This window comes from Solibacillus isronensis (genome assembly GCF_900168685.1).
Lineage (GTDB): Bacteria > Bacillota > Bacilli > Bacillales_A > Planococcaceae > Solibacillus > Solibacillus isronensis_A.
Genome location: NZ_FVZN01000001.1, coordinates 41395 through 54803, shown reverse-complemented (window position 1 = coordinate 54803; position 13409 = coordinate 41395). Strand labels below are relative to the sequence as shown.

At 38.1% G+C, this 13409-nt stretch carries 14 protein-coding genes and 1 rRNA gene; 14 read left to right on the top strand and 1 reads right to left on the bottom strand.

Going from position 1 to position 13409, the window contains the following annotated elements; translation table 11 throughout:
• The first annotated feature begins 261 nt into the window (after positions 1 to 261).
• From rrf to rsmI, 11 genes are all read left to right on the top strand, one after another.
• Positions 262 to 377 (top strand): 5S ribosomal RNA (rrf, locus tag B5473_RS00300).
• Positions 378 to 692: 315 nt separating this feature from the next.
• Positions 693 to 2117: an aminotransferase class I/II-fold pyridoxal phosphate-dependent enzyme gene (locus B5473_RS00295; protein ID WP_139377661.1), complete on the top strand. Its 1425-nt coding sequence runs from the start codon at positions 693 to 695 to the stop codon at positions 2115 to 2117.
• Positions 2118 to 2136: 19 nt separating this feature from the next.
• Positions 2137 to 2766, top strand: coding sequence for a dTMP kinase (gene tmk, locus B5473_RS00290; protein ID WP_079523150.1), 630 nt, complete (start codon positions 2137 to 2139; stop codon positions 2764 to 2766).
• Positions 2767 to 2835: 69 nt separating this feature from the next.
• Positions 2836 to 3165 carry a cyclic-di-AMP receptor gene (locus B5473_RS00285; protein ID WP_079523149.1) on the top strand — a complete coding sequence of 110 codons (330 nt, stop codon included), beginning with the start codon at positions 2836 to 2838 and terminating at the stop codon, positions 3163 to 3165.
• Positions 3166 to 3299: 134 nt separating this feature from the next.
• A complete protein-coding gene (locus tag B5473_RS00280) occupies positions 3300 to 3740 on the top strand; it encodes a YaaR family protein (RefSeq protein WP_079523148.1) in 441 nt (146 codons plus the stop codon).
• Between the two features lie 105 nt (positions 3741 to 3845).
• Positions 3846 to 4868, top strand: a complete 1023-nt coding sequence (holB, locus tag B5473_RS00275; RefSeq protein WP_439848462.1) for a DNA polymerase III subunit delta' — start codon at positions 3846 to 3848, stop codon at positions 4866 to 4868.
• Positions 4861 to 5676: a PSP1 domain-containing protein gene (locus tag B5473_RS00270; protein WP_008408311.1), complete on the top strand. Its 816-nt coding sequence runs from the start codon at positions 4861 to 4863 to the stop codon at positions 5674 to 5676. The genes holB and B5473_RS00270 overlap by 8 nt, the downstream gene beginning before the upstream one ends.
• 23 nt (positions 5677 to 5699) lie before the next feature.
• Complete coding sequence (gene yabA, locus B5473_RS00265; RefSeq protein WP_079523146.1) at positions 5700 to 6059, top strand: DNA replication initiation control protein YabA; 360 nt, start codon at positions 5700 to 5702, stop codon at positions 6057 to 6059.
• A gap of 87 nt (positions 6060 to 6146) precedes the next feature.
• On the top strand, positions 6147 to 6896 hold the full coding sequence (locus tag B5473_RS00260; protein ID WP_079523145.1) for a tRNA1(Val) (adenine(37)-N6)-methyltransferase: 750 nt from the start codon (positions 6147 to 6149) through the stop codon (positions 6894 to 6896).
• Positions 6880 to 7158 carry a GIY-YIG nuclease family protein gene (locus B5473_RS00255; RefSeq protein ID WP_079523144.1) on the top strand — a complete coding sequence of 93 codons (279 nt, stop codon included), beginning with the start codon at positions 6880 to 6882 and terminating at the stop codon, positions 7156 to 7158. The genes B5473_RS00260 and B5473_RS00255 overlap by 17 nt, the downstream gene beginning before the upstream one ends.
• Entirely contained in the window at positions 7139 to 8011 is an 873-nt protein-coding gene (rsmI, locus tag B5473_RS00250; protein WP_079523143.1) for a 16S rRNA (cytidine(1402)-2'-O)-methyltransferase, read from the top strand. Before B5473_RS00255 ends, rsmI begins: the two co-directional genes overlap by 20 nt.
• A 115-nt stretch (positions 8012 to 8126) precedes the next feature.
• On the opposite strand, the gene B5473_RS00245 is transcribed toward rsmI, so the two are convergent.
• On the bottom strand, positions 8127 to 8405 hold the full coding sequence (locus B5473_RS00245; RefSeq protein ID WP_008408305.1) for an AbrB/MazE/SpoVT family DNA-binding domain-containing protein: 279 nt from the start codon (positions 8403 to 8405) through the stop codon (positions 8127 to 8129).
• Positions 8406 to 8746: 341 nt separating this feature from the next.
• On the opposite strand from B5473_RS00245, the gene metG reads away from it, so the two are divergent.
• The 3 genes from metG to B5473_RS00230 all read left to right on the top strand — a co-directional run bounded on the left by metG (position 8747) and on the right by B5473_RS00230 (position 13144).
• Positions 8747 to 10708, top strand: coding sequence for a methionine--tRNA ligase (gene metG / locus B5473_RS00240; RefSeq protein WP_079523142.1), 1962 nt, complete (start codon positions 8747 to 8749; stop codon positions 10706 to 10708).
• A gap of 249 nt (positions 10709 to 10957) precedes the next feature.
• Positions 10958 to 11731, top strand: a complete 774-nt coding sequence (locus tag B5473_RS00235) for a TatD family hydrolase (protein WP_079523141.1) — start codon at positions 10958 to 10960, stop codon at positions 11729 to 11731.
• Positions 11732 to 11944: 213 nt separating this feature from the next.
• On the top strand, positions 11945 to 13144 hold the full coding sequence (locus tag B5473_RS00230; RefSeq protein WP_079523140.1) for a G5 and 3D domain-containing protein: 1200 nt from the start codon (positions 11945 to 11947) through the stop codon (positions 13142 to 13144).
• Positions 13145 to 13409 lie beyond the last annotated feature (265 nt).

Sequence of the window (13409 nt, the reverse complement as noted above, 5' to 3'; positions counted from 1 at the left end):
CAGGTAGATAGGTTCGAGGTGGAAGTGCGGTGACGCATGCAGCTGACGAATACTAATCGGTCGAGGACTTAACCACATTTTATTGCACAAACTCAATGAAACGTTTATCCAGTTTTGAAAGAATGAATCTTTCTAAGGGTTTCAAGACACAAGCTAGTCGAGGAAACGACTGAGTGATTGAAGGAGCGTACTCAAGTACGTGACTGAAAGAACGAAGGAAGTTGACGAAGGATAGCGCCGTGTTTTGGAAGCCGACTATAGTGAAGTGATGATGGCAAAGAGGTCACACCCGTTCCCATACCGAACACGGAAGTTAAGCTCTTTAGCGCCGATGGTAGTTGGGGGCTTCCCCCTGTGAGAGTAGGACGTCGCTTCGCACATGTAAAACCCACTGAGAAATCAGTGGGTTTTTTGTTTTGTTTAAAAACTAGTATTACTTATTATTTCAATGCTGACAGTTACAATTTTACTTTGGTCAAGGGGAGTGATTGAGTTTGTAACGAAGGGGCCGTTACAACGGCTGATACATTTATTAGTGATAGTGATGAAAGTAGTAATTCATTTAACAACTTTAATTATTCAATATTGTATTTATATTAGCTAACAAAACTACGTTAACTAATAGTATCAATGGTGGTCTGAAAGATGGAGGAGCCTTATAATAGAAGGACAATGAAAATGAGGTGAACGTGGTGAACAATGATCGACCAATCGTTCAAGCATTAAAAAAGTTTGTGGCGGATGACCCGCAATCTTTTCATGTGCCTGGGCATAAAAATGGGTTGCTGTCGAATTTGCCAAATGAAATTAAACAGGCATTAAAATATGATGTAACCGAACTGACAGGGCTGGATGACTTCCATCACCCAGAAGAAGCTATTCAACAGGCAGAGCAGCTCCTCGCGTCTACATATGGGGCAAGTCGGAGTTTCTTTTTAGTGAATGGCTCAACGGTTGGAAATTTGGCAATGATCTATGCAACGTGTGAAACAGGAGATACAGTACTTGTTCAAAGAAATGCACATAAATCTATTTTTCATGCATTGGAACTTGTAGGAGTGAATCCTGTATATGTTTCACCAAAATGGGATATAAAAAGTCAGACAGCGGGTTGTATTGATCTAAAGACATTAGAGCAAGCGGTAGCGAGCTATCCTGATGCGAAAGCAGCTATTTTTACGTATCCGACTTATTACGGGGTGACAGCAAACGATTTAGCGGAACAAATAGAATTGTGCCACGCATATAAGATTCCGGTTCTAGTTGATGAGGCACATGGTGCACATTTAACCGTATCGGAGGAGCTGCCCGCTTCAGCATTGGATCTAGGTGCAGATATTGTTGTCCAGTCTGCTCATAAGACATTACCCGCTATGACAATGGCTTCCTTCTTACATATGAAATCATCATCGTTAGTAAGCGAGCAGAAAGTAAACCGCTATTTACGTATGTTACAATCGAGTAGTCCATCGTACTTATTATTAGCTTCTCTAGATGATGCAAGAAGTTACGTGACGAATTATACGGAAGCTGATTATGCGTATTTTATAGAGAAACGCCAGCAATTTATTGAGTCTTTGACAATGGCAACGAACTTACAGGTTGTTGAAGTGAATGATTCATTAAAACTGTTAGTCCGTGCTCCGGGTTATACAGGGTTTCAATTAAAAGAAGCATTGGAGAAATTGCATGTTTTTGTAGAGTTGGCAGATGCAAAACAAGTGCTTTTAATTTTACCGTTATTAAAGCAGGAAGACTCATATTCAATTACGGATTTACGTAACCGTATGAAAGAGGCATATACACATTTAAAAAACTTCCCATGCATTGAAAATACAGATGAAATCGAAAGCTTCGAAACGATAACGATTACACAACCCGAGTATAGTTTTGAGGAAATAGAGAAGGCAGAAAAGGAATGGATTCCCTACATGCGAGCTGTTGGACGAATTGCAGCTACAACAATTATTCCGTATCCGCCTGGAATTCCATTACTTGTACAAGGTGAAAAAATTACGGGAGCGCAAATTAGTCAGTTAGAGGAGCTACTCGCTATCGGAGCAATGTTCCAGGGAGATCACCGATTACAGGAGAAATTAATACAAGTCATAATATAGATGCAGGGAGAATATAAAAATGCAAAGGAATTTATTTATTACGTTTGAAGGCGGGGAAGGTGCCGGAAAAACGAGTGTATTAAAGGCAATTGGCGAGCGTATAAAAGAAAAGCGTATTGAGGCATTACTAACACGTGAGCCAGGCGGGATTGAAATCGCCGAGAAAATCCGAGCGGTTATTTTAGACCCGGCACATACAGAAATGCATGAGCGGACAGAGGCATTATTATACGCTGCAGCACGGGCACAGCATTTCTATGAAAAAATTACACCAGCATTGGAAGAAGGAAAGCATGTATTATGCGACCGGTTTATTGACTCGTCATTGGCATATCAAGGCTATGCACGGGAAATCGGAGTCGATGATGTACTTTCTATTAATGAATTTGCGATAGGAAAGCGACTTCCGGATGTAACGATTTTCTTTAATATTGCACCTGAAAAAGGATTAGCACGTATTCATGCGACGCGCAGTGATGAAATTAACCGATTAGATTCTGAAGGATTGGCATTTCATAAAAAAGTATATGAAGGGTACGAGGAAGCAATGAGACGATACCCTGAGCGCTTTAAAATGGTGAATGCCGACCAGCCTATCGAAATGGTGATTGAAGAAGTGTGGGGGATTTTAAATCCGTTATTAGGGTAAAAGTAAATGAAGTGTACCTTTTATTTATGATATAATAGAGGAACCAATTCAATGAAGGGGTGAGTACGGATGAAGTTAGTAGTAGCAGTAGTGCAAGATCAAGATAGCAACCGCTTATCGAATGCATTAACAAAAAACAACTATCGTGCGACAAAATTAGCGAGTACAGGTGGATTTTTACGATCGGGGAATACGACATTTTTAATAGGTACGGATGATTCTTTAATTCCGAAGTTATTAGATATTATTCGTGAAAACTGCCGATCACGTGAGCAAATGGTTGCTCCTGTATCTCCAATGGGGGGTAACGCAGATTCTTACATCCCGTACCCTGTTGAAGTTGAAGTTGGAGGAGCGATTGTATTTGTATTACCAATCGAACAATTCCATCATTTTTAATTTCTTTCAACAGACTGAAAGAAATTGAAGCCCCTGTCGGTATTGGTAAATTTGCGCAGCCATCATTATTGCGTTTATAAAGCCGAGTTCGGTAGTAAGTATAGTGGGGCGTTATTTCTTGGAGGCGAATGGTAATGAAGATTAATCAAGATCTCCGAACAAATTTAAATGCGAATCGCAATGATTTGCGTCCGGCAAATCAAAACGGAAATCGCTTTGGTGACATGATTGTAAAGCAAGAGTCCAAAATGCAGTCAGAGCAGCTCACGAGATTAATTGGTGATATATCTACAGCGGGAGACCGAGTAGCACGATCACGGAATTTACGTGAACTAGCACGCTTTAAAATGCTTGTGAAACGTTTTTTACAGGAAGCTGTAGATTATGGACTTGAGACGAAGCAATCACATACATGGAACCGTTTTGGAGAAGGTCGCCGCTTAAAAATTGTCGAAACAATTGATGAGCGTCTTGTCGAATTGGCAGAAGATATTTTAAATGAAGAAAAAGAGTCTATTGAGTTATTAGCGAAAATTGGCGAGATTAAGGGACTTTTAATAAATCTGTATATGTAAAAAATGCCCGTGTCTTTGTTGTGCACTAGACACGGGCATTTTTCCAAGCAGAAAATATATTGTTTGAATTGTACATAGGGGCATTCAAATAAATAGAAGCAGGAAATGAAAAAGGTGAGGGAATTGACACGAACTATTGAAGAGCTTACGAAGCTGCAACCTGTAGTGATGAAGCAATTACAAACAATTGTAGATAAAAATCGTTTAGCACATGCCTATATATTTGAAGGTGAAAAAGGTACGGGTAAACGAGATGTCGTCTCTTTTTTTATGAAACTTCTTCTTTGCGGAAATTTGTCAGAAAATGTTCCATGTGAAACATGTCGAAATTGCAGACGAGTTGATTCGGGAAATCATCCGAATATTTGGCAAGTAGAACCTGATGGGCAATTTATTAAAATTGATCAAATAAGAGATTTAGTTGCTGAAATGAAGATGACAGGTGTAGAGGAAGGCAAGAAAATTTATGTGCTTCATCATGCAGATAAATTAAATATTGCTTCTGCTAATATGCTTTTAAAATTTTTAGAAGAGCCGGACGGACAGGTTGTGGCGATTTTATTAACCGAGCAAATCCAATCTATCATTCCGACGATTCGTTCTCGTTGTCAGCATATTAAATTTGCTAAGGCGCCTCGTACTACGCTGATGGATCAGCTCGTAGAACAGGGAATTACAACTTCAATGGCATCGACAACAAGCATGGTGACAAATGATCTTGAAACAGCTATTGCACTGGCAAATGATGAGCAATTTGTACTTGCACGAAAAACAGTGTTAAAATTAGTAGAGATTGTTCATCAAAATGTTCATGAAGCACTATTATATATTCATGAAGAATGGCTTCCACTCTTCAAAGAAAAAGAAGATATGGAGCTAGCACTGGATTTGCTGCTGTTTGCCTACCGTGATATTGTAGCGATTAAAGCGAATCAGCAAGCAAAGTGCACGTATCCCGATATGTATCAACGATTTAATGATATGGCACTCGTATTGACATATGAGAAGCTATCACGCCAAATGCAGTCTATTTTGCAGGCCCGTACAAATTTAAATCGTAATATGAATCGTACGTTATTGATGGAACAGCTTATGCTGAATCTTCAGGAGGGGTATACATTTGTATAATGTAGTCGGAGTTCGCTTTAAAAAAGCGGGTAAAATATATTATTTTGATCCAGCCGCTTATATTTTGGAAGTTGGCGAATATGTAATCGTAGAAACTGCGCGGGGAATTGAGTATGGCAAAGTCGTTGTACCAATGCGACAAGTCGGGGAGAATGACGTAGTTTTACCATTAAAACAAGTTGTTCGACCAGCCGATGAACGTGATCGTTTCCAGGTAGAAGAAAATACTATTGAGTCAAAACGTGCCTTTGAGTTAGCGAATACGAAAATTGTTGAGCATTCGTTGGATATGAAGCTCGTTGACGTTGAATATACATTTGATCGCAATAAAATTATTTTTTATTTTACAGCAGAAGGACGTGTAGATTTCCGGGAATTAGTAAAGGATTTAGCTAGTGTATTCCGTACGCGAATCGAGCTACGTCAAATTGGTGTTCGCGATGAAGCAAAACTGCTTGGCGGAATTGGTCCATGTGGAAGAATGCTTTGCTGTTCGACATTTTTAGGTGATTTTGAGCCTGTGTCGATTAAAATGGCAAAGGACCAGAATTTATCGCTGAATCCGACAAAAATCTCCGGGTTATGCGGACGTTTAATGTGTTGTTTAAAATACGAAAATGATGATTATGAAATTGCAAAAGAAGGTATGCCAGACATCGGTGATTTATCAATGACACCAGAAGGCGAAGGCAAAGTCGTCGGATTAAATGTATTAGAGCGACTCATTCAAGTATATTTGACGAAGCAGGAGCGTATGGTTGAATATACGCTTGAAGAGCTTATGCAATATGAGAAAAATCTGATATAGATAGAATTAATGGGGTGGCTTGAGTGAAGGACCGTAATTTTTTGGATACTGTTATGGAGTTCGAACAACAGCTTGAATCAATGCAACAGCAATTTAGCGCACTTAAGCAATTTGTTGCGCATATGATGGAGGAGCATCAGACGCTTCAAACAGAAAACCTTCACCTACGTACGCGCTTAGAAGAACTATTAGCGAATGAAGCAACTGCAAGTAAACGAGTAGAAGAGCTAAAAAAAGAACCAGTAGATATTGGTGAAGGGTACGATAATTTAGCAAGGCTTTATAATGAAGGCTTCCATGTATGTCACGTGCATTTTGGAAGCTCACGTAAAGGTGAAGATTGTTTGTTCTGTCTATCATTTTTAAATAAACAAAATGGTTAAAACAAAAGGCTGAATCTGCTAAAGTAGATATCAGTCTTTTGTTTAGAAAAGACTGTTTAAAATAGCAGTTAAGTGGAGGATTTAATAGTGGAACAATGGTTGAAGGATGATGAGCGATTAGATTATTTACTGGCGGAAGATTTACGAATTATTCAAAGCCCATCCGTCTTTTCGTTCTCATTGGATGCAGTATTACTGGCACGATTTGTACAAGTCCCGAAAAATAAAGGACATATTATTGATTTATGTTCAGGCAATGGGGTCATCCCACTCTTTTTGAGTGCGCGGACAAATGCAAAAATTACAGGTGTAGAATTACAGCCGAGGTTGCATGATATGGCAACACGGAGTATTGCATACAATAACTTGGCACAACAGATCGACATGCAGCTTGGTGATGTGAAAGATGCACCTGGAACACTTGGTATTGAAAAATATGATGTTGTGACATGTAATCCTCCTTATTTTTTGGCGCATGAGTTGAGCGAAAAAAATACGAGTGAGCATTATGCGATTGCTAGGCATGAGCTGTATTTAACGCTTGATGAGGCAATCGAAGCAACAAGCCGTCTGTTAAAACAGGGCGGAAAGGCGGCCTTTGTACACAGACCAGGCAGGCTTTTGGATATTGTAAGTGCGATGCGTGCAAATCGGCTGGAGCCAAAGCGTATTCAGTTTGTTTATCCGAAACGCGGGAAAGAAGCGAATACATTACTGATAGAAGCAATTAAAGACGGCAAGCCGGATTTAAAAGTATTGCCACCATTGTACGTATATGAGGATAATAATGAGTATACGCCAGAAGTGAGGGCACTTTTATATGGAGAAGGAAACTAAACATTATTTTTATGTGTTAGAGTGTAGTGATGATACACTATATGCAGGCTATACGAATAATTTAGAGAAGCGAATTGCAACACATAATGCAGGTAAGGGGGCAAAGTATACACGAGCACGCGGACCAGTAACGTGTATTTACTTTGAAACATTTGAAACAAAACAGCAGGCAATGTCTGCTGAATATGCATTTAAACAATTAAAGCGTCCCCAAAAAATAAAGTATATAAGGAGTGCTACAGATGAATTCACAAAAAAGTAGCCAGCATGAACAAGGGAGCTGTCTATACTTAGTAGCAACACCAATTGGCAATTTAGAAGACATGACGATGCGTGCACTGCGTATTTTAAAAGAAGTCGATATTATTGCTGCAGAAGATACGCGCAATACGAAAAAGCTTTGTAATTATTTCGATATTCAAACACCGCTTATTAGTTATCATGAGCATAATATTGAAGTAGGCGGCGAGAAACTGCTTGGCTATTTGCAAGAAGGAAAATCCATTGCATTAGTAAGTGATGCAGGTTTGCCTTGTATTTCGGATCCTGGTGCAGATATTGTCGTAAAAGCAATTGCTGAAGGATTTGCTGTCGTACCAATTCCGGGAGCCAATGCCGCTTTAACTGCTTTAATTGCATCAGGTCTTTCCCCACAGCCGTTTTATTTCTTCGGCTTTTTAAAACGAAGTAAAAAGGAACGCAGAGAACAGCTGGAAAAATTGTCGAAGCGAGAAGAAACGCTGATCTTTTATGAAGCACCACATCGTTTGAAGGAAACATTAAAAGATTTACAGCTCGTATTAGGTAACCGAAAAATTACACTGGCACGGGAATTAACGAAAAAATTCGAAGAGTTTTTGCGAGGCACAATAGAAGAAGCGATCATTTGGGCAAGTGAAAGTGAAATTCGCGGTGAGTTCTGTATCGTGCTGGAAGGTAATACTTCAGGTGAAATTGAAGATGAAGAAGAAGCTTACTGGACAACAATGTCATTGGATGAGCATGTTACTTATATAATAGAAGAAACTCAATTATCTTCAAAAGAGGCCATTAAAGAAGTAGCCAAATTACGAAACATACCAAAACGGGACGTTTACCAAGCGTATCACCAATAAAAAAGCGTTGAAAAGTCAACATACTTTTCAACGCTTTTTACATTTGGTAAAATAATACTTTACTTTACATAAACTAGTGAACGCGTAACCGCTTCATTTGTTTAAATAAGTGATATTATTTTTTTAAGTTTTCTTGAATTTCTTTCATTAATGCTTCTGCACCTTCAGAAGACAAGATTAATTTGCCGCCTACTAAACGCATGTTTTCATCAGAAACTTCACCAGTTACTGCACATGTCATGTTAGGCATATATTTTTTTAAGATGATTTTGTCGTCATCCACATAGATTTCTAAAGCGTCTTTTTCAGCAATACCTAATGTACGGCGTAATTCGATTGGAATTACTACACGTCCTAATTCGTCTACTTTACGTACGATACCTGTTGATTTCATATTAATATTTCCTCCTATATAAGAAAAGTTATTTAATTCGTCAAAATTCGACATTCATCCTGATCTAGTTAAAATCATAACAATTAATACCATAAACGTCAATAATTTAGCATTCAAATTTCCTTCGTTTAGGAAACTTTTTTGTCATATTTGTACTTTTTAAGGAAATTATAAAAAATTTTTACCATAGAATATTTAGAATAGTCGGAATGATTTAAGTAATTACCAAGAATTAGTTTAGATTATTCGACAAATCTCAATTCCAATAAACTTTCATTGAAACAATTTTCGTACTTCGTTAGAATAAGACTTATACTTAACAAACAAATGGAGGCACTTTCGTGAGTGAACAACAAACATTCTATATAACAACCCCAATTTATTACCCGAGTGGAAAGTTCCATATCGGTACTGCATATACGACAGTTGCATCTGATGCAATAGCACGATATAAGCGTCTAAAAGGATTTGATGTCCGCTTTTTAACAGGCATGGATGAGCACGGACAAAAAATTCAGGAAAAAGCACAAGAAGCTAATATGCATCCACAAGATTATGTAAATGAAATTGCAGAAGGTGCCAAGAAATTATGGAATACTATGGATATTTCCTATAATGACTTTATTCAAACCACTGAATCGCGTCATACAGATTCTGTAGAGAAAATTTTCCAGAAATTTTTAGACAACGGTGACATTTACAAAGGCGAGTATGAAGGACTTTATTGTGTACCTTGTGAGTCTTATTATACTGAGACGCAATTAGTCGATGGAAAGTGCCCAGATTGTGGACGCGATGTGCAAAAAGTAAAAGAAGAGTCATATTTCTTTAATATGAAGAAATACTCAGATCGCTTGCTTGCATATTATGAAAATAATGCAGAGTTTATTGAGCCGGAATCTCGCAAAAATGAAATGATCAATAACTTTATTAAACCAGGGCTGGAAGATTTGTCTGTTTCCCGTACATCATTTGACTGGGGAATTAAAGTACCAGGGAATCCGAAACATGTCATTTACGTATGGGTAGATGCATTATCGAACTATATTACTTCTTTAGGATACGGTTCTGACAATGAAGAACTATTTAACAAATACTGGCCGGCAGATGTTCATGTAGTAGGGAAAGATATTGTTCGTTTCCACACAATTTATTGGCCGATTTTCTTAATGGCATTGGATTTACCATTACCAAAGAAAATTTTTGCACACGGTTTCATTATGATGAAAGATGGAAAAATGTCGAAATCTAAAGGTAATGTTGTGTATCCGGAAATGTTAATCGAGCGATATGGTTTGGATGCAACACGTTATTTCCTATTGCGTGAGCTGCCATTTGGTCAAGATGGTGTATTTTCACCTGAATCATTCGTTGAGCGTACAAACTTCGATTTAGCAAATGATTTAGGAAACCTTTTAAACAGAACAGTTTCCATGATGAACAAGTATTTCGATGGGGTAATTCCTACTGAAAACTTGGAAGCTACACAATTTGATGCAGCATTAAAAGAACATGCTGAGAATGTACGTGTTAGATATGAAGAAAGTATGGAAAAAATGCAGTTTAGTGTCGTTCTTTCTGAATTATGGAGTTTAGTTTCACGTACGAATAAATATATCGATGAAACATCTCCTTGGGTATTGGCAAAAGAGGAAGCCGACAAAAACAAACTTGCTGCTGTTATGAATAATTTGGCTGAGAGCTTACGTCATATTGCAGTTATGATTCAGCCATTCATGACAAATGCCCCAAAACAAATTATTGAACAATTAGGTCTTGATGAAAAATCATTACAATGGGACACAATTGAAACATTCGGTAATGTTATTCCGAAAAACATAAAAGTTGCTGAAAAAGGAACACCGATCTTCCCGCGTCTTGATACAGAAGTGGAAGTAGCTTACATTCGTGAACAAATGCAAAGCTCTGTAAAAACAGTACAGGAAGAGGAAACGACAAAAGTTGAAGCACCGGATACAGAAGAAATTACAATTGATGATTTCATGAAAGTAGATTTACGTGTTGCAACAGTATTGGCATGTGAACCAGTAGCAAAAGCCAAGAAATTATTAAAGCTGCAGGTTGATTTAGGTTATGAACAACGTCAAGTTGTGTCAGGTATTGCTGAGCATTATAAACCTGAAGAGCTTATCGGTAAAAAGGTAATTGTCGTTGCCAATTTAAAACCTGTTACATTGCGCGGCGAATTATCACAAGGGATGATTTTAGCAGGCTCACATGATGGAGTTTTAACGTTGGCTACTGTTGATCCGAAATTAGCAAATGGTGCACAAGTGAAGTAATTGGGAAAGAGTCTGTTGGACCGGAAAAGTTCAGCAGACTTTTTCATTATTTTACAAAAAGTATAAAAAAACTATTTGAATATAATTTATATATGGTTGAAAAAGGATGTAAAGTGGTTTTTTGGCACTTCATATCCCAATTTTTAACGCTTATACAATAATAAATATGTATTTTGTAATCTATATGTAATAATACTGAAAACTAAGAAATATGATCTATGAGTACAATACACGATAGGAGAAATGAATATGAGCACATTTATAGATACACATGTCCATTTAAACGCAGATCAGTATGATGAAGATTTACAGGAAGTAATTGACCGTGCTATTGAAGCCAACGTTGAAAAGATGGTTGTCATCGGCTTTGACAAAAAAACGATAGAGCGTGCGATGCAACTAGTAGAGGATTACGATTTTATTTATGCAGTAATTGGTTGGCACCCGGTAGATGCAGTTGATTGTACAGATGAGTATTTAAATTGGATCGAAGAACTGGCAAAGCACCCTAAAGTTGTCGGAATTGGTGAGACGGGACTGGATTATTACTGGGATAAATCTCCGAAAGATGTTCAACAGTATTGGTTCCGTAAGCAGATCCAATTGGCAAAAAAACTCGAATTACCAATTATTATTCATAATCGCGATGCAACAGGAGATGTCGTGCAAATTTTAAAAGAAGAAGACGCAGCTGCTGTTGGTGGGATTATGCATTGTTTCGGCGGGAGTGTTGAAACAGCTCGCGAATGCATAAACATGAATTTCATGATTAGTCTTGGAGGACCGGTAACATTTAAAAATGCACGTCAGCCAAAAGAAGTCGCAGCAGAAATTCCGTTGGAGCATTTGCTCATTGAAACAGATGCGCCTTATTTAGCCCCACACCCATTTCGAGGAAAACGAAATGAGCCGGCATTCGTTACATTAGTGGCAGAGGAGATTGCCCGTCTGAAAGAAATGCCTGTGGAAGAAGTTGCTAATAAAACAACAGAAAATGCAAAGCGCTTTTTTAAAATTCAATGATAAAAACGTCAAAATAACGGTGGAATTTCATTGCGGATTTTTACGTTAGGATTGTTTTTTTAAGTGCAAAAGGTTCATGATGATAAGTCGCCTCCAATACTAGTTGCAGTACGAGTTCAAGCAAAATGCCCAATTTTTGATAAATTCTTTTTTATTGACAGTATGAAAACTAGTACGTATAATCCAACTTTGTATTAAGGAGGCGTTATTTTCATGTCAAATCAATCCATGAAAAGCCAGTTCTTAGGATCATTGAGGAGTAAGCAAACAGGGGTCCGAATTCTTTCTGTAGTCCTGTTTGTATCTGTAATTGCATTTGTTCTATACCACGGAACTAAAACTCCCGTTACGTTAACAGCTGACGGAGAGACCACAAAAATTTATACACACGCAACTACGGTTGATGAGCTACTTACAGCTCAAAATATAGATTATACAAAATATGATAAAGTATCACCCTCACTGAGTACCAGTATTGATAGTGGAATGTCAATAGAATGGGAACAGGCAAAAGAAGTAGTAATTTCAGTTGATGGAAATCAGTCTAAAGTTTGGACAACTGAAAATGTAGTGAAGAACATTTTGGAAGAAGCAAATATTGAAGTAACAGAGCATGATCTTGTATCACAAAGCTTAGATACAGAAGTAGGAGCCGATAACAAAATCGATATTCAAAAAGCGTTTCAGTTAACGCTTGTCGATGGCAAAAAAGAGAGACAAGTATGGTCCACTTCGACTACGGTCGCTAACTTTTTAAAACAACAAGAGGTTCAATTAGGTGAATCGGATCGTGTCGAGAAAGGTTTGGAGGAAGTTATCGCTCCAAATGATAAAATCGCAGTTGTTCGCGTAGAAAAGGTTACCGATGTAGTGGAAGAATCAGTAGATTTCGCAGTTGAAAAGAAAAATGATTCTTCTTTATTAAAGGGCAAAGAAAAAGTTGTTTCAGAAGGTAGAAAAGGTAAGGTCGAACGTACATACTCTATCGTTAAAGAGAATGGTAAAGTCGTATCGAAAAAACTTGCTTCTGAAAAAGTTACTAAAAAACCAAAAACAAAAGTTGTATCTGTAGGGACAAAAGTTGTCACTGCAAATGTTTCCCGATCTAGTGAACCAAGTTCAGGGAAAGAGTTCTATGTAACTGCAACAGCATATACACCAAATTGTGCAGGCTGCTCGGGTATTTCGGCAGCAGGTCTTAACCTGCGCGCAAATCCGGATATGAAGGTCATTGCAGTAGACCCTAAAGTTATTCCATTAGGAACTAAAGTATGGGTTGAAGGCTACGGGAATGCTGTAGCTGCTGATACAGGCGGTGCTATAAAAGGTAAAAAAATCGATGTTTTAGTGCCGACAACATCCAAAGCGAAAAGCTGGGGACGTAAAAAAGTACGTATTAAAGTACTGAACTAAATTTTATCGCCATGCGGCAAATTCTTTTTATACCGAAAGAATGGCAGCAAGGACAGAGAACATTCAACTTTTATTTGGTTGATGAATGCTTGTTCTGTTCGTTTCAGCTGGGGTTTCAAAAGCCCGCTGAATGAAGGGGAGCTCCTTGGCGGATGGCACAGACTTTCTAAAGGGACAATGAAGTCAGCCTTCATCTCATATGTTGTGGCAACGACTCACTGACCCGCATTATGTATGCCTAAAAAATTTGGATGCAATTACGCCG